Source organism: Nocardia wallacei (assembly GCF_029869545.1).
Taxonomy (GTDB): Bacteria; Actinomycetota; Actinomycetes; order Mycobacteriales; family Mycobacteriaceae; genus Nocardia; species Nocardia wallacei_A.
Window position 1 is genome coordinate 14988 of the sequence record NZ_JARWQD010000277.1, and the last position, 16331, is coordinate 31318.

20 protein-coding genes are annotated in these 16331 nt (G+C 69.6%); 17 read left to right on the forward strand and 3 right to left on the reverse strand.

Annotation, left to right across the window (positions count from 1 at the left end):
* Positions 1 to 18: 18 nt before the first annotated feature.
* The 11 genes from QH290_RS24185 to QH290_RS24235 all read left to right on the forward strand — a co-directional run bounded on the left by QH290_RS24185 (position 19) and on the right by QH290_RS24235 (position 7541).
* A complete protein-coding gene (locus QH290_RS24185; protein ID WP_280385297.1) occupies positions 19 to 639 on the forward strand; it encodes a hypothetical protein in 621 nt (206 codons plus the stop codon).
* Positions 629 to 1600, forward strand: coding sequence for a nucleoside hydrolase (locus QH290_RS24190; RefSeq protein WP_280385299.1), 972 nt, complete (start codon positions 629 to 631; stop codon positions 1598 to 1600). The genes QH290_RS24185 and QH290_RS24190 overlap by 11 nt, the downstream gene beginning before the upstream one ends.
* A gap of 5 nt (positions 1601 to 1605) precedes the next feature.
* Entirely contained in the window at positions 1606 to 1923 is a 318-nt protein-coding gene (locus QH290_RS24195) for a hypothetical protein (protein ID WP_280385301.1), read from the forward strand.
* A 181-nt stretch (positions 1924 to 2104) separates the two neighbouring features.
* Positions 2105 to 2632, forward strand: a complete 528-nt coding sequence (locus QH290_RS24200; protein ID WP_280385303.1) for a hypothetical protein — start codon at positions 2105 to 2107, stop codon at positions 2630 to 2632.
* Positions 2629 to 3510 (forward strand): SAM-dependent methyltransferase, encoded by an 882-nt coding sequence (locus QH290_RS24205; protein ID WP_280385306.1) that lies wholly within the window; start codon positions 2629 to 2631, stop codon positions 3508 to 3510. Before QH290_RS24200 ends, QH290_RS24205 begins: the two co-directional genes overlap by 4 nt.
* Positions 3507 to 4037 (forward strand): hypothetical protein, encoded by a 531-nt coding sequence (locus QH290_RS24210; protein ID WP_280385308.1) that lies wholly within the window; start codon positions 3507 to 3509, stop codon positions 4035 to 4037. The genes QH290_RS24205 and QH290_RS24210 overlap by 4 nt, the downstream gene beginning before the upstream one ends.
* Complete coding sequence (locus QH290_RS24215; RefSeq protein ID WP_280385310.1) at positions 4034 to 4975, forward strand: DUF8176 domain-containing protein; 942 nt, start codon at positions 4034 to 4036, stop codon at positions 4973 to 4975. The genes QH290_RS24210 and QH290_RS24215 overlap by 4 nt, the downstream gene beginning before the upstream one ends.
* A gap of 75 nt (positions 4976 to 5050) precedes the next feature.
* Positions 5051 to 5614, forward strand: a complete 564-nt coding sequence (locus tag QH290_RS24220; protein WP_280385312.1) for a DUF8020 domain-containing protein — start codon at positions 5051 to 5053, stop codon at positions 5612 to 5614.
* 403 nt (positions 5615 to 6017) lie between these two features.
* On the forward strand, positions 6018 to 6272 hold the full coding sequence (locus tag QH290_RS24225; protein WP_280385314.1) for a hypothetical protein: 255 nt from the start codon (positions 6018 to 6020) through the stop codon (positions 6270 to 6272).
* Positions 6273 to 6373: 101 nt separating this feature from the next.
* The gene (locus QH290_RS24230; protein WP_280385316.1) at positions 6374 to 6934 is read left to right on the forward strand and encodes a hypothetical protein; all 561 of its coding nucleotides are present in this window, start codon (positions 6374 to 6376) and stop codon (positions 6932 to 6934) included.
* Positions 6927 to 7541 (forward strand): hypothetical protein, encoded by a 615-nt coding sequence (locus tag QH290_RS24235; protein ID WP_280385318.1) that lies wholly within the window; start codon positions 6927 to 6929, stop codon positions 7539 to 7541. Before QH290_RS24230 ends, QH290_RS24235 begins: the two co-directional genes overlap by 8 nt.
* Before the next feature lie 293 nt (positions 7542 to 7834).
* Here the strand turns inward: QH290_RS24235 and QH290_RS24240 are convergent, their stop codons facing one another.
* The 3 genes from QH290_RS24240 to QH290_RS24250 all read right to left on the reverse strand — a co-directional run bounded on the left by QH290_RS24240 (position 7835) and on the right by QH290_RS24250 (position 10641).
* Positions 7835 to 8584 (reverse strand): sugar phosphate nucleotidyltransferase, encoded by a 750-nt coding sequence (locus tag QH290_RS24240; protein ID WP_280385320.1) that lies wholly within the window; start codon positions 8582 to 8584, stop codon positions 7835 to 7837.
* Positions 8585 to 8669: 85 nt separating this feature from the next.
* Positions 8670 to 9215 carry an NUDIX domain-containing protein gene (locus tag QH290_RS24245; protein WP_280385322.1) on the reverse strand — a complete coding sequence of 182 codons (546 nt, stop codon included), beginning with the start codon at positions 9213 to 9215 and terminating at the stop codon, positions 8670 to 8672.
* A gap of 4 nt (positions 9216 to 9219) precedes the next feature.
* A complete protein-coding gene (locus tag QH290_RS24250; protein ID WP_280385324.1) occupies positions 9220 to 10641 on the reverse strand; it encodes an NsdA family TPR-like regulatory protein in 1422 nt (473 codons plus the stop codon).
* Between the two features lie 204 nt (positions 10642 to 10845).
* Here QH290_RS24250 and QH290_RS24255 point away from each other — a divergent pair, with 204 nt between their 5' ends.
* The 6 genes from QH290_RS24255 to QH290_RS24280 form a co-directional block, all read left to right on the forward strand.
* Positions 10846 to 11496 carry an aspartyl/asparaginyl beta-hydroxylase domain-containing protein gene (locus tag QH290_RS24255; protein ID WP_280385326.1) on the forward strand — a complete coding sequence of 217 codons (651 nt, stop codon included), beginning with the start codon at positions 10846 to 10848 and terminating at the stop codon, positions 11494 to 11496.
* Complete coding sequence (locus tag QH290_RS24260; protein ID WP_280385328.1) at positions 11493 to 13952, forward strand: PEP/pyruvate-binding domain-containing protein; 2460 nt, start codon at positions 11493 to 11495, stop codon at positions 13950 to 13952. Before QH290_RS24255 ends, QH290_RS24260 begins: the two co-directional genes overlap by 4 nt.
* Positions 13949 to 14527, forward strand: coding sequence for an ATP-binding protein (locus QH290_RS24265; protein WP_280385330.1), 579 nt, complete (start codon positions 13949 to 13951; stop codon positions 14525 to 14527). Before QH290_RS24260 ends, QH290_RS24265 begins: the two co-directional genes overlap by 4 nt.
* Positions 14521 to 15138, forward strand: coding sequence for a dCTP deaminase (locus QH290_RS24270; protein ID WP_280385332.1), 618 nt, complete (start codon positions 14521 to 14523; stop codon positions 15136 to 15138). The genes QH290_RS24265 and QH290_RS24270 overlap by 7 nt, the downstream gene beginning before the upstream one ends.
* Positions 15135 to 16007: a glycosyltransferase family 2 protein gene (locus QH290_RS24275; protein WP_280385334.1), complete on the forward strand. Its 873-nt coding sequence runs from the start codon at positions 15135 to 15137 to the stop codon at positions 16005 to 16007. Before QH290_RS24270 ends, QH290_RS24275 begins: the two co-directional genes overlap by 4 nt.
* A 43-nt stretch (positions 16008 to 16050) precedes the next feature.
* On the forward strand, positions 16051 to 16331 hold a 281-nt coding region (locus tag QH290_RS24280), incomplete at its 3' end, for a hypothetical protein (protein ID WP_280385336.1).

Genomic DNA, 16331 nt, shown 5'->3' on the forward strand with positions numbered 1-16331 from the left:
CGGGCGAGTGCGCGGCGGGTGTTCGTGCTGCGGCACGCCGACGCTGATGAGCACACCTTGGTGGTCGGTGTGCATGTCGGGACCGCCGGGGTGTGCCGGCAGTGCGTCGACGCCAGCCCCGTGCTCGTGTACCGAGTGGGTGAGCCCTACGCGCCGTGGTGGCTGACCGTCGAAATCCAGTGCTGCTCAGCGGGCGGGCACAGCACGATGACGGCCCGCGCGAACCGCGGCGGGGTTCGTCCGGCCCGCCGCTCAGCACTGCAGGCGGTGAGTGGCTGGCAGCCGGACGAGCGGGCATTCGAGGTGTCCAGCCTCTTCGGTCGCCGACGGGCGTCATTGCTCGCGGCGGGAACCCTGGCGGGCCTGGACTGCCGGATCTGCCGCTTCCCGTGCAGCGTCACCGCGTACCGGCTGACGGCCGACAACGCTGTCCCGGCGTGGCTTCCCCCGATCGAACTGGACTGGTGCGACGTCTGCACCAAAGGCCGCATGGAAATCGACGTGGAGTACCGCCCGATCGAACCCGTGCTCGCACGGGCCGCCGGATCGGCCGCGCGAGGCGGAACCGTTACGGGCGCAACGCAATCAATGGTAGAGCGGGGCGAGGCGGGGAATCGAGGACGTTCGCGTGAACGCTGACGTATCGGATGTTCCGGCGCGGGCGATCCGCATGGGTGGTGACACCCGGGGCGGGGATCGGGTGATCGTCGATGTCGATCTCGGGTACTCACCGGATTCGGCGCTGGCGCTGGCGTTGGCGGTGTGCGGGCTGCCGGTGTCGCTGGTGGTGACCAGCGACGAACACGGCGGTGAGCGGGCGCGGCTGGCCCGGCACCTGCTGAATGCGCTGGGCCGCAGCAACATTCCGGTCGTGGCCGGCGCCGAGCTGCCGGGCGCGGCGCGGCGGTGGGTCTGCGACGGTATCGCGCCCACCTCGGCGCCGACGCCGGGGTCGCTGGTCGATGCGGTGCGGTGGGTGCTGCGCGGCCGGGCTCAGGTGCATTGGGTCGGGCTCGGCCCGATGTCCAACCTCGCCACGGTGCTGGCGGAGATTCCGGCCGCGGTGACGAAGATGCACGTGACCCAGACCGGCGGGCGACCGGATCCGACGCCGGTGGCTCCACCGGATCACCGTCTGGCCCTGGATCCGGCGGCCGCGGCCGCGGTGCTGCGGTCCGGGGTGGACATCACCTTCGTGCTGCCCGAACTGGCGCAGCGCGCGCACCTGGTCGACTTCCCCGCCAGCACCCTGCACCAGCAGCTGGGCCGCGCCAACGGACCCCGGTGGGCCCGCACGGTACGGCAGTGTTTCACCCAGTGGTATAGCGCTGGCTACCCGCACACGATGCTGTACGCACCGGCCACCGTGGCATTCGCGGCGGGCCTGGGATTCATCCGGGCAGGCACGCAGCAACCGCTCGACATCGACGGCACCGGCCGCCTGCGTCCCGACCGGCGCGGGGCGGGCAAGGCCCGCCTCGCCGACACGGGCCGGTGTGAGCGGATTCCGCGCTGGTTGTGCGAACGGATCGATATTGCCTACGCGACCCAGCTCGGCGGCGGGATTGAGCCCGATCTGCTGCATCGGCGGCGGGTGTAGACGCCATGGCCAGACCAGCGGTACTTGACGGCGTCATCTACAGCCCATCCCACGTGCTCGTCCTCCACACGCTCGCGAGCACCCGCACCGGGCACACCGCACGAGAACTCGCGGAAGCCACCTGCCAGCAGCGGGTGGCACCGGTCCTTCCCGTGGTGCGCACGCTCGGTGACCGCGGGCTCGCACAGCGCCAGCGACGTCGCACCCGCCAGGGCGCGACCGACTGGGTGTGGTCACTGACCGAGCACGGCAGGCAGGCCCGAGCACGCCTGGCCGACAACCGATCCCGAGAAACAGGGGCGGCGCACGGCCGTGGGAAGTAACCCGGCCGCGCCAGCGGCGCCGGATTCGTACGGAATCGAGAGAGGAGAACGGTAGAAGATGAAACTGCGCAACGGCCGCGCCCGCGTCCAGGGCGCCGTCCGGGCCGTGGTCAAGGGATATCGACGCGGTAGCCGGAGGCTGGTCTTTCGCCTTCTACGGGGCCGAGCCGACGCCGGGCGGATGTTCGCGCTGCGCAACACCGATGCCGGTCCGAGCACCTTGGTCGTCGGGGTGCCCCACAGGGTGGGGCCATACGAGTGCTCTCGGTGTGACGATGACTGCTCGGTGATCGTGTATCGGGTGGTCGAGCCCGTTCTGCCGTGGTGGCTGATCGTCGAAATCCGGTGCTGCTCGCTGTGCGGGGACAGCAGCGTGGGGAAGGTAAGGAAGCCGAACAGGTTTCGTCCGGCCCGCCGCGCAGGGACGCCGGCGGGTGCTCGGCCGAACGAGCGAGTATTCGAGATGTACACCGGCTTCGGCCGTCGGCGGGTCGTGGTGAGGACGACCGAAGTCGGGGTGCGTCGGGACTGCCCGTGGTGCCTGTGGCCCGGAGGCGCGACCGCCTATCGCCTTGGCACCGGCACCGTCCCGGCCTGGGTCGGCGAGATCGAGCTGTGCTGGTGCGATCACTGCACCAGCGGGGAGAAGCATATGTCTTTCCCGTCGATCCAGAGCGAACCGGTGGCGTCCTCGCCGGAGTTGGCGTGAACGCTCGCGTATCGGATGTTCTGGCGCGGCTCCCACCGGTTTTCGATCAGGACGAACCGAGTTCGGCGCGAATGTGGGACCTTCTTCTCGGCGGCAAAGACAATTACGACGTCGACCGTCAGGTCGTAGGCGAGCTGATGCGGGTCGCGCCCGAGACCAAGACGTTGGCGTGGTTCGCCCGCAGTTTCGTGTGCAAGGCGGTCGAGATGGCCGCTGATGCCGGTATCCGGCAGTTCCTCGATCTCGGCGCGGGTCTTCCGAACTCGCCCAACGTGCACGAGGTAGCGCGAGAGATCGAGCCATCGGCGCGGGTGGTGTATGTCGACTACGACCAGGTCGTTTACGCCCATTGCAACGCGCTGCTGGCCGAATCACCCGGTGTCGCAGCATTGTTGGGCGATATTCGCCGCCCGCGCGACATCCTGGATCAGCTGAACGACAGCGCTCTGATCGACTTCGGCGAGCCGGTGGCGATCACGCTCGGCGGCGTGCTGCATCACGTGATGGACGACGAACACCCCGCCGAGATCATCGCCGCTTTTCGCGACGAGATGGCACCGGGCAGCTACCTGGCGATCACGCACGGCTCCAGCGATTCCGCCCCCGAGCTTCTCCAGATGCTCGCCGGTACCGCGGGTACGTCGGCCGAGGTCTGTTTCCGGTCCGCAGCGCAGACACAGGCGTTCCTCGCCGGGTTCGAGTTGCTTGAGCCTGGGGTGGTGCCGGTGCAGCAGTGGCTGCGCACTGATCTTCCGGAGACTCGGATGGTCATGCTGGGTGCCATCGGCCGAAAGCCTCTACCTGATGCGGATGGGGTCGATCCCGGCGCCATCCGCCGGGAAGGGCTTGCCGGTGCCCGCGCGAGGGGCAGCCGATGATCACCGACCACGAGGAGTGCTCGCTGTGGATGGCGTTGCAGCGCATGCGAAGTCATCGCGACGGCGCCGAACCGCAGGCTTGCACCGTGTACGGGGTCAGCGCCGACTGTATCGGGTTGCTCGAGGTGTACCCGGCCGACGACAGCCAAGATGGAGATGGATCTCCGGTCCTGGCCGCGGCCACCCGTCTTCGGACAACGCTGCCCGGCGTGCGCGCCTTCGGGATCGCCCGCCTGACCACGACCACCAACTGCCCGGCCACTGAGCGCGGAACCGTATCGGGCTGTGCCGCAACGGTGTATGACTCACGCAACACCGCTGCCACGACGGTGCTGGATTTCAGTGCTCCCTATCGTGCGCTACGCGAGACGCGGCACGACCTCGCTGGATCTCCGATCGTGCTGCGCGACATGCTCTGTCGTCTCCGCCGCGGTGACCTGGATGCGCAGACGTGGGCGGTGGCGCTCACGCTCGACCCGCCCCGCAATGGGGAGTTGATCGCCGAGATGGCGGCGGTGACAGCATGACCGGCCACCACGACCCCGGCGACAACCCGTTCGACCTCGGACTGCCGATGGCACCGACGCCGACGCCGACCGGGAAGCGCCGTCGGCGGGATCGTCGACCACAGCGGCCACTCACGCCGGAAGACGGTCTGCCCCCGGTGGCGGGCGGCACCCACGACGGCGAGTGGGGCCAATGGCTGGCCGACAGCCCCCAGACCGGGCGCGACACCGCTCGACGCCCGGTCATCAGGCCGAGCAACCTGTTCGACGACGGCGATCTGGACACGGAGACAACGGCCCCGCGGCTGATCGACCGCACCGGCGGACAGCCCGGGACCCCGCGACGCGGCAGACCAGAGGGTTCGCGCAGGACGAGAACCGCGGTGATCGCGCTGATCGCAGCCGCTGGTGTCGCGACAGGCGGCGCGATGGTCGTAGGGGCCGGCGTCCACAGCGGCCGAAGCCGCTCTGCGGCAACACCATCCGTTCACGCCACGGCCGCACCGGATCCGGCGGAGACCAGCACCACGGTGTCACCACCGGCCACCGCCGACGGATGCCGGACGCAGCGCAGCGCGGACGTCGTGGCAGGTACCGAGCCGGGCGGCACCAGCAGCGGACCCGACACCATCCTGGCCTTCCAGCACGGCTACTACGTCCACCGGTCAGGCGCCAAGGCCCAGGATGTGCTCACTGAGGACGCGACCGTGACCGACATCTACGGCCGCCACCGGGCACTGACCGGGGAAACAATCCAGGCCGGGATCTCCGACACGCCGCCCGGCACCCGCTATTGCGTGCTCATCACCCCCGCCGACGCCACCGCAGGGAGCGAACGCTGGCATGTGGAACTCACCGAGCAACGACCCGGCCAGCGGCCGGTGGTGTCGGCGCAGACCGTCACCACCCGCACCGTCAACGGCCGCACGCTGATCACCGAAATCACCCCGGCCCCATGACCATTCGGAATGCCTGACCAGGCGACCACACAGGACTGTCGGCGCATCCGCGCCGACTGAACAGAGGAGAAACACGTGAAGATCCACACCTTCACCACCGCAGCGCTAGCAGCCGCCGCCATCACCGGCACCGCCGCGACGGTGCACGCCCAGCCGGCGCCGGAGACTGCGGTGGCGGCCGCGCCGAGTGTGCACGCGACCGACCACGGCATCGCTTACACCACCACCCTCACCGAGGACGGCTGTGGCGCGCTCACCACGGTCGGCGACGCCCGGTTGGCGCCGGGCTCGGACGCTGCCTCGGTCGCACTGATCGATAACGCGTCAGGTGTCGCCGTCGCCACCATCCCGCTGGGCCTGCCGACCACCTCGGGTCTCGCCGGTGTCGCGGCGCAGATCGGCGACGGCGGCCGAACCCTCACTCTCACACCGCAACCCACCGGCGAGTCGCCGACTGCGCAGGCGATCGACGAGGCCGCCGACACGGTGGCCCGCAAGCAACACAACGCGGTCGTCGGCGCGCTGGTCGGCGCCGGAATCGGCGCGGTGCTCGGGTTCTTCCTCGGCGGGGTCGGCGCACTGGCCACCGTCCCCGTCGGCGCCGGGCTCGGTGCCCTCATCGGATACGCGACCCCGTGACCGGCCACATCGCCACCACCGGATGGCGCGACGAATGGACGAACCTGTGACACGCACCCGCCGCCCAGGTCGTGTCCTGCACATCGCCACGGGCACCATCGCCGCAGCTTTCCCCGCCTACCGGTTGGCTGCTTTGGTACGTCCGGCCGCGCCCGGTCTGTGTCCGGGACGCCGAGTGGTGGCGCCAGTACCGCCTCACGGTGGTCGACTTGGTAGGCGACTACGCCGCAATGGTTCACCACACGCACGTCTTCCACGCGAACCCCGCCGCCTTCGACGTCGACTTCCTCCCGCCGCCATCGCGAAGCGGCCACTGCTCACCCCGGTGCCGTCCTGGCATCTGCGTCTCATGCAGTTCTGAACCTGCTGCCCACAACATGATTCGAACTAATGGAGCGCTGCTATGACATTGCGTAAACACCTGCTGACCCTCGCTGCCGCCGTGAGCGCTGTCTACCTCGCGGTGGTCGCAGTGCGCACCGTCGGCGGGGCGATGCCCGGTCCCGTTGAACTCACCGATCCCGCATGGTGGCGTTGCTGGGCCGACACGCTCGATCCTCCGCCTGTGGAGCACGAGCACCAAGACCTCGACCACCACCCGGGCCACAGTGGAGGGCGGCCCCCGATGACCGCACCCAGGGTCGCGGCCGCGTGCTGACGATCGTTGGGCGTATGCCTCTGAGAGTGACTGCGGCTGCTCGAATTCCGTTATGCGGAAACGATGGTGGCTGGTTTGATGGTTCCGATAGGGTCGGGGCCATGGTGGGTGGCTGGGCATTGTGGGTGTCGTCCTATTGGCACGCATCGCATCTGAGCGCACACGACGCGCAACGCGACCCGGGCCGCTGGGAGCGGTACACCCCCGAGCTGCGGTCCGCGGTCACCGCGCTGGTCGCGGCCGCCATCGAGCAGGCGGCGGTGGACAGCGGGGTCGGCCAGTGCCTTGCCCCGGTCCATCTGGCCGACGTGCAGATCGGCGAGGTCGGCCGGAGCCTTCCCCGGCTGCCCGCAGCGCTCCTGGCCGGTGGCCTGTACTGGCCGGGCCCGTCGAACCCTGGTGCGGGCGCGTGGCCGTACGTTGAGCACGCGTTGTCCAGCCCCGATCTCGCCGAGCGACGTGATCTGTTGGCTGGCGTAGAGGCCGTCCTCGACACCGCGGCCACGCTGCCGGGCCCGCAGGCCGTAGCAGTGACCCTCGGCGATCTGCTCCCTCTGTGGTCTCAGAACAACGAGCAGCCCGCGAACGACCCGAAATGCTCGCTGCGCCACTACGCCGACACGGCCGCCACCCCGCAAGACCAGTGGGTGCCAGATGCGTGACTTCGCCCAATTCGCCTGGCACCCGCACGGATCCAGGCCACACGTGTTCGCGCTGCCCGGACCCGCACTACATGCCGCGTGCGAACAGGCCGTCTCTCAACTGCCGGGCTGGCATCGGGACTGGGCCACGATCGTGACACCGGTCCCGGCCCGGCTGCGGCATCTCACCGTGGCCTGGGTCGATATTCCCACCCACGCTGGTGGGCCCGACCGCTGGCACGCCGCCCATGCGTCGCTCACCCGCCAGGTGAGTCGGCTGGCGCCGCTGACGGTGACCGCGACCGCTGTGACCAGCACTCCGGGCGGGATCATCATCACCACGCAACCGGATCCCGGGTGGACCGCACTGACTACCGCGGTGGGTGAAGCATTGACTGAGGTCTACGATCGCGCGCTGGTGCACATCGACACCGACCCACACGTGGCCGTCGCATACGGATGCCGCGATGTCGACACCGACCCACTCGAGATCGCGCTGCCCTCAACGATCGACACCGTCGTCGACGAGGTGAAGCTGGTCGACAACGACTCTTTCGCGGCTGCTCCGGGATGGGATCACAGCACTGCCCGTGCGGTGGCTCTCACCGGAGCCACTGCGGACCGATGAGAGCCACCGGCGAATCACGAATGTCGACCGCGCCGTTGCAGGCCCCAGCACCAGTTGGGCCATGTCTGGCTGATGTCGGCCGGAAATCGGCCCGTGGGCACACCGGAGGGATCGAAACAAGCATTTAGGCGGCCGCGGCCGTCGTGGACGGTTTGGTGGAATTCCCATGCGCCGCTGATGATATCGGCCAGTTGAGCCCGTTGCAGCTTCCGGCCGATCAGGCGATGTGCTTGGTCGCTTCAGGCGACGCTCACGACGGCGTGGCCCGGCCGGGGCCCTCGCTCGACAGTGGGTCAGGCAGGGTGGAGATTGTTGGCGCCGTGTTGCCGGACGAAGTCGTTGACGGCGTAGTAGGCGTCGATGGATTCGCCGGCGTCGCCCCAGAAGCCGTGCAGGATGGTGTGTTTGAGTTGGCCGCGGTGGATGTAGTGGTTGTTGACGTCGCTGATTTCGAGTTCGCCGCGGCCGCTGGGGGTGAGGGTTTTGATGATGTCGTAGACGGTGTTGTCGTAGCAGTACAGGCCGGTGGCGGCGAAGTTCGAGGGCGGATCGGCGGGTTTTTCGATGATGCGGCTGATCGTGCCGTCGTCGCCGAACTCGGGGACACCGAGGTGGCGGAGGTGGTGCTCGTCTTTCAGCTCGGCGAGCACGACCATGGCACCGTGCGGGTGCTGCCGGAATTGGTCGATGCTGGGGGCGAGAGAGTATTGGAAGATGTTGTCTCCGAGGAGGACAACGATGGGTTCGCCGTCGGCGAAGTGTTCGGTCAGCGCGAGTGCCTCGGCGATACCGCCGGGCTTTTCCTGGTAGGCGTAGGTCAGCAGGACGCCGTGGTCGCGGCCGGAACCGAACAGGCGGATGCATTCGGGGGCGTGCGGGCCGCCGGTGACGATCATGATCTCGGCGATATCGGCCTGCACGAGAGCGTCGATGGCGTAGCCGATCATCGGCTGGCTGCCGATGGGAAGCAGGTGTTTGTTGGTGATCCGGGTCAGCGGTGCGAGCCTGCTGCCGGTGCCACCAGCGAGGACAATGCCTTTCACGTCGTGCTCCCCTCGTCGCCGACTGGTTGGGTCGGCAGTGGACTCTAGCGCCGGGCGGCCACGTGTGCGCGGCCGGGAGCCCGGGTTATTCGGTTGTGTTGGGCGGGTGGGGGTTTCGGCCGTCGTGGAGGTAGGCGACGTGGCCGCTGGCGCGTGCTTCCAGGGCGGAGGCGACCCGGGCCCAGACGTAGGGTTTGAGCCGTTGCGAGGCCTGGTCGAGGGTACAGAATTCGAAGGCGTCGAGTTCGTGGTCGGTGATGTGCAGCTGCGTGATCTGTTCGGGTGTCAGCTGGGCGTCGAAGATGAACATCAGTGAGTCGTCCCAGACTCCGTGGGGGGAGACCCAGTCGATGCAGAGCAGGGTGAGGCCGGTGGTGAGCTGGATTCCGAGCTCTTCACCGAGTTCGCGGCGCACGGCGTGGTCGGGTGGCTCGTTGTCTTCGGCCATACCGCCGGGCAGGTCCCAATAGGGTTTGTAATTGGGGTCGACCAGCAGGAGGCGGCCGGAGTCGTCGAAAATCAGCGCGTCGGCGCCGACTCGTTTGCGCGCCTGGTTGGCGTTGCCCTGAGCCAGATGGGCGCGGTAGGCGTCGGGGTCGCGTTCCCACAGTGGTTGGTGCACAGAGTTCATGAGATCACCGATCGGTTGGCTGTGGGAGCGGTGGCCGGGGGCCGGGTAGCCATGTCTTGCCGCGCAGCGTGTGGTCGAGGTAGTCGAGGAACTGGTTCACGGCCGCGCTGGTGCGGTACCGCAGCAGCTGCTCGCGGAGGCCGTCGAGTTGATGGACCACCAGGTAGGACGCCAGTTCGCCGGTCTGGTCGAGGACGTCGGTGGCGAGGGCGCAGGCGTGGTCGGGGTGGCCTTGGTCGGCGAAGATGGCCGCGAGGGTGAGCTGCCCGAGCGCGCGGCTGCGGGCTCGGCCGGGTGGGCGGAGGTCGATGATGCGCTGCGCGGCCTGGCCGGCGGCGGTGAGGTCGCCGAGCTGGCGGAAGCTGCGTGCGGCCTCGCTGGCGAGGGAGCCGAGATCGAATCGGCTGACCCACGGCGACATCAGTGCGGCGGGGCCGGTGCCGAGAGCGCGTTCGGCGCGGTCGAGGAGCTTGCGGGCCTGGCGGGGTTCGCCGAGGGCGGCGAAGGCGCGGGCTTGCATCGCGAGCACGCGGGCGGTGAGTTCGGGGCTTGCTGGTGCTTTGGCGAGTGCCATTTCGGCGTCGTAGGCCTGGCGGATGGCCTGTTTGGGGTGGCCGCCGTGCAGGTGCAGGTGCGCGCGGCTGGCGTGGATGTGCACGGTGAGCTGGCGGTCGCGGCCGACCTTGGACAGCTCGAGCGCGCGCCGGAACTGGCGGTCGGCGCGGTCGTCGCGCCCGGCGTCGTGGGCCATCCATCCGGCCATTTCCACGATCCCGGCCGCGGCGACGAACACCTGCGGGGCGGGATCGTCGTCCCCGCTGAACAGCCGGGGTGCGAGCCGGGTCGTCCAGTAGTCGAATACCTCCGAATATAGGCGTCCGCCACCGTAGGAACGGTCGGCTTCGCGGAAGGTTTCCATCGCGGCGATGTCGGCCTCGTCCGGCGGCAGGTGATCGTCGAAGCGCAGCAGCCGATACCGGCCTCCGGGCGGCGCCGTGGGCTGCTCGGGGCGCGCCGAGAGGACCGGGTGCGGGGTGCCGGGCAGCTGGAACCACAACAAGCGAGGGGGGATGTCGAGCAGCCGGGCCCAGAACGCGAGATCGTCGAGATGCTTGATCGGAGAGCCGTTTTCGAGGCGGCTGAGTCTGGCCTGGCTCAGGTCGGCCCAGCGGGCGACATCCGCTTGCCGGAGCACTTTGCCGTGGGCGGGGTGGCGACGGTAGGCGGCGACAACGCGGCCCATGTGCCGTTCGGCGAGGGCGGCCCGGATCCCGGCGTCGTCCCAGAACCCCGGCGGCAGCGCCGGCGGGCGGTGCAGCTGGTCACGGGCACCGCTGACACAGGCCGAGCAGATGCCGGTCGCATTGTCTCGCGCCAGCGGGGCACCACAGCCGCGACAGCCGCGCCGCCCTGCTGCCTCACCCATCGCTCGCCACCCCCCTTGCTGGGACCGTCCGGCCGGATCCGCACGTGCTCGATCTGCCGAGTGTATGCGGCAGGGGGTGGTGGGAGCAGGGCGTATTACCGCAGACGCATATCGGATAACCGATCGGGAGTACGCCGTCGGGGCGGGTGGGCGCACGGTGAAACCACTGCACATCGTTTCGTGACGACAGAGGGGAGCGCGCCCATGAATCAGTTGCCCGCCAAGGCGATTGGGAGCTGTGAGACCAGAGCAGGCGAGTTCTATCGCGGCCCGGCCGACGCCGTGTTCGATGTGAACCTGCTGCGGAAGGCCTGCGAGGAGGTGATGGAGCGGGTCGCGCCGATGGTGACCGACCGCGCCGGTGACCGGGTGACGTGCGTGTCGCTGACCCACCGCCCCGAAGCGGTCGATCCGCTGTCCGATGGCCTGCAGTCGCAGTTCGCGCCGGACGGCACCCTGCGGTACTTGGAGAGCGAATTCACCTGCTTCAACGAGGAATTCGCCGACACCTATTTCGCGACGGTGTGGCGGTCGGTGACGGCGTTGATGCCGGTGGGGCGGATGCGGCTGATGATCGTGGGCCCGCAGCAGCTGTACCGGATGCACGCGGATGCGACCAAGCGCGCGCATCTGGCGATCCACACCGACCCGGACGCGTTCCTCGTCGGCCCGGACGGACAGGGTCATCACGTGCCCGCGGACGGCCGGTTGCGGGTGTTCGACACCCGGCTGCGGCACACCGCGTTCAACGCGGGGACCACGGAACGAGTGCACCTGACGATGTCGGTGGCCAATACCGAACGCCGCCACCACACCGCGTTGCTGCAGCGGGCGGAGGAGGTGAATGGCCGGTGACGATCCTGACCGGTGACGAGATCCACCGTCAGTGGCAGCGCGGCGCGATCCGCATCGACCCGTTCGACCCGGCCCGGCTCAACCCGAACAGCTACAACTTCACCCTCGGCAACAGCATGCGTGTGTACAGCTCGGCGGAGCTGGACGCGCGGGCCGACAACCCGACCACCGAGATCGTCATCCCGGACGAGGGTTTCGAGCTCGAGGCGGGTCGGCTGTATCTGGCGGGCACCGCGGAAGTGCTGGGCGGCACCGAATTCGCGCCGACCTTCGCGGCGCGGTCGAGTATCGCGCGACTGGGCCTGTCGATTCACCTGTCGTCGGGGCTGGGCGATATCGGCTATGTGGGCCGGTGGACGCTGCAGCTGCAGGCCACCGTGCCGGTGCGGGTGTATCCGGGGATGGAGATCGGACAGATGATGTGGTGGGTCCCGTCGGGGGACATCATCTGCTACGACGGCAAATACCAAGGCGCGCACGGCCCCCGGGCCAGCGAAAGCTGGCGCACCCTCGACCGCGACATCGCCCGCGTCCGCTTCCCCGGCCTGGACGGGCCGGGCACGGACCCGGCCCGGGTCGGCGCCAAAGCCGCCACCCTCGCACGGCTGGCGCCGCAGGTCCCCGTACCGGACCTGATCGCGGTGACAGCAACGGAATTCGCCGCGGCACTGCCGCCGGACACGGCAGAGCAGATCGGCGCGGTGTTCGCCGATCTGCAGGCCACGGTCGGCGCGAATGTCGGCGACGACGTAGCCCGGCTGCGCGACCTGGTCGCCGATGTCACGCTCCCGGCCCGTGGCCGGGAACTGTTGGCGAGGCGGCTGCGCGAGGTGTTCGATCCCGAGACCCGGTTCGCGGTGCGGTCCTCGGCCGCCGGGGAGGATTCGGCGACCGGCTCGGCGGCGGGCATCTACGACAGCGTGCTGGACGTGGCCGCCGACGAGGTGGCCGACGCGGTCGCGGTGGTGTGGCGGTCGTACTACTCGCTGGCGGCGGTGACCGCCCGGCTGCGGGCCGGGGATCTCGACCCGGCCCCGCGGATGGCGGTCATCGTGCAACGGATGATCGAGCCCGACGTCGCGGGCATCGCGATGACCGGCCTGGACCCGGCCGACCCGGACCGGATCCACCTCGAGGCGGTACGGGGCCGCGCCGACGGGCTCGCCGGCGGGGTGACGACCGCGGCCGCCGATGTCGTCTCCGACAGTGCCGCGGCGGCCGTTGCGGAGCTTGTCGCGGCCGCGCGGACACAACTCGGGTGTGCGGCCGTCGATATCGAGTGGGTGTCCACGGGCGATGACGTGTATCTGGTGCAGGCGCGGCCGAACACCGCCCGCCACACCAGCCACCGCACCAGCCCCGCGGTCGTGCGCCTCTACGACGACCCGATCCCGGCCGACATCCCGCTCGGGCCGATCGGCCCGGCCGTCGCGCATTTCGTCACCAAACGCCGCGCGGCCGCCCAACTCGCCAGCGAACTCGACCTCACCCGGGGCGCCGCGTTCGTGGTGTACCTCCCCGCCGAACCCGGCCCCGGCTGGCACGCCGAGGTCGCGGCCGTCCTGGACGCCGCGCTGTCCGGTGCGCAGGTGATCGTGGACGCCAACGAGTACGAACGGCAAACCATCATCGACTACACCCACCTGCGCGGGCACCTCGACCGGCTGCGGGCCGCCACCCCACCCGGCGAGCCGCTGACCGTGCTGGTCCGCCAGTACGTCACCGGGCAGCGGGGGGTGATCACCCGCCGCACCGGCAGCGAGTTCTACGCCGAGACCTCCACCGATGGCCTGTTGGCCATGAACCGCGGCACCGCGGCGTGCACCGAGATCCGGTTCACTCCCGCGGCGCCCGCGCCCGCGGCGAGTATCTTCGGCGGCACCGCCAACGTGCGCCACGTGGCCGAATTCAGTACCCGGCTCGAACAGCAGCTCGGCCCGGTGGCGGTGGAGTGGGTGGTCGACACCTACGGCACCGTCTACTACATCGACCACACGGTGCTCGGCACCGACGAGGCCGATGCGTTCGCCCTCCCGGCGGCCGCCGACGCGATCATGCTCGCCGAGGGCCGCTGCGTCGGCCGGGTGCTGCGGATGACCGACGACGTTGTGCTGCACCGGTTATCGGTCGCTCCGGCGGTCAGCGTCAGCGGCGGGGTCGACGTCAGCGGACACCGCGTCATCGCCGATGCCGTCGCCCGCGCCCGCGAAATCCGCGCCCGCGGGGAGCAGCCGATCGTGTCCGCGCGCCACCCGTACGCCATCCTCGCCGCGCTCGTCGGCCACGTCGACGGATTCCTGTTCGACGCAGGCTCACGGCTCTGTCATCTCGCAATCATCCTGCGAGAGAACAACATTCCCGCCGCAGTGCACCACGCACGCGACGATGCACTGCTGATGCTCGACGACGGCGCGGTCTACACACTCACCACCACCTCGGGAGGCAACCGGCCATGACCAGTACCCACAGTGATCGACACGCGCCGGTGGCGCGGGTGTGCCTGCTCGGGCATTCCGGCGCCGGGAAATCCACCACGGCGGCATTCATCCGCGCCACGGCCTCGCGCCGCTCGATGTCGTGCGCGGTGGTGAAGGTGGCCGCGCCGCTGTACGAGCTGCAGCAGGCGTTCTACACCCGGCTCGGGCAACCGCTGCCCGACGGGCAGCAGGACCAGCAACTGCTCGAAGCCCTCGCACACTGGATCCGCAAGCGGCACACCCGGTTCCTGGTCGACGACTTCCTCACCCGCGCCGCCACGGTCGAGGCCGATGTGCTGGTCAACGACGACGTCCGCTCCTACGACACCGACTATCCAATCCTGCGCGAACACGGCTGGACGGCCGTGCGGATCACCACCGACGACGACCTGCGAGGCAAGCGGCTGGCCACGCAGGGCTACGTCAGCCTGTCCGACGCCAGCACCGCCGGAGTCGACACCGTCGACGTGGACTACGAGATCCGCAACGACGGCACCCTCGCCGAACTGGAAACCACCGTCGCCGCGCTGGTCGAGGAGATACTGCCGTGCTGACCGGGACCGCCATCCACGCCGCGATCGCCCGCGGCGACATCGTGATCGACCCCTTCGACCCCGCCGGACTCTGCGCCAACAGCTACGGCTTCCGCCTCGGCGCCGAACTGCTGCAATACGCCCTACCCGGCGACACCGTGCTCGACCCCCGCACTGACGCCCCGACGGTGTCTATCCCCATCCCCGACACCGGGTTCGTGCTGCAGCCGGGCACGCTGTATCTGGCGGCGACCCGGGAGGCGATGGGCGGAACCTGCTACGCCGCGACACTGCACGCCTGCCGGTCGGTGTCCTCACTCGGACTGCGGATCCAGCTGTCGGCGCCCCTGGGACACTGCGGCGCGGTCATCCCCTGGACCCTCGAGCTGCGCGCGGCAATGCCGGTGCGCGTCTACCCCGCCATGACGGTCGGCAAGATCGCGTTCTGGCCGATGCGCGGCCACCCCCGCCACTACACCGGCCGCTACAGCGGCTCCGGCGGCGCGGTGCGATCCCTGCTGGCCGCCGGTTGCCCCGCGCCCGACCAGCCGAAGGTGATACCGTCCGCCGGATCCGATCCGGCGGACCCACCGACCAACAACGCGCCCCAACGAGAGGTACCACAGCGATGAGCAGCATCGATGTCATCATCCTCACCTACAACAGCGCCCGGCTGCTCCCCGACGCCGTCGCCTCGGTGCGCGCCCAGACCATCGCCGACCAGGCCCGCCTCATCATCATCGACAACGCCTCCACCGACGACACCCTCACCGTCGCCCGCGACCTCGGCATCGAACCCGACAACCTGATCGCCAACCCGGTCAACGTCGGTTTCGCCGCCGCGGTCAACCAAGCCGCCTCCGCCGGCAGCGGCGACTACGTCGCGCTCCTGAATCCCGATGCGGCCCTGGGCGATCCGAAATGCCTGGAAGCACTGCGCGCCACCCTCGACGACGACCAGGTCGGCGTGGTCGGCACCCGGATGATCACCGACGGCAAGCCCTACCCGAACGGCCGCCGCTTCCCCTCCACCACCACCGCGGCCCGCCACGCCGTCATGGGCCTGCTGCGCCCCGGCAACACCGCCAGCCGGGAATACTTCGGCACCGCCTCGGAACAACCCGATGCCGACCAGGTGGTGGATTGGGTGTCGGGGTGCTGCCTGATGATGCGGCGATCGCTGTGGGCGCAGATGGGCGGGTTCGACGAGCGGTACTGGATGTATCTCGAGGACTGCGACCTGTGCTGGCGGCTGCGGCAACGCGGCTACCGCACCGTGCTGTCCGGGCCTGCCTGGGTCATCCACCACGGCGGCCAATCCAGCCGCACCCGCAAAACCAAATCCCTGTGGCACCACCACCGCAGCGCCGTCATCTTCTACGCCACCACCCGCACCGGCTGGAAACGCGCCCTGCTGCCCGCCGCCACCCTCTTCCTCGCCGCCCGCCTCGGCGCGCTCGTCGCACTGAACACCGCACGCCGCATCACAGGCCGCGACTGACCGAAACCGCCTGAACAACACAATATTTGGGGGAGTCCTTGCCATGCCCGAAAACCCTCGATGCTGGCTGATCCTCGGACCGTGGCAGACCCGCTACGGCGACCACACCCGCACCGGCGATGCCATCGACCGCGGCGTGCACCGCCTCGTCGACGTCCACGCCGTCGGCGGCCGCGCCACCCGAGTCCTGCGCTGGGAACAGTTGCGCGACAGCCGATCCGTGCACCATCTCACCAGCGGGCGGCGGGCGCGGAGGCGCGCGGCCCCGCGGGCCCACACCACCACCACCCCCCGAGGACCTGGGAGACCCCCACGGCCCCCCCG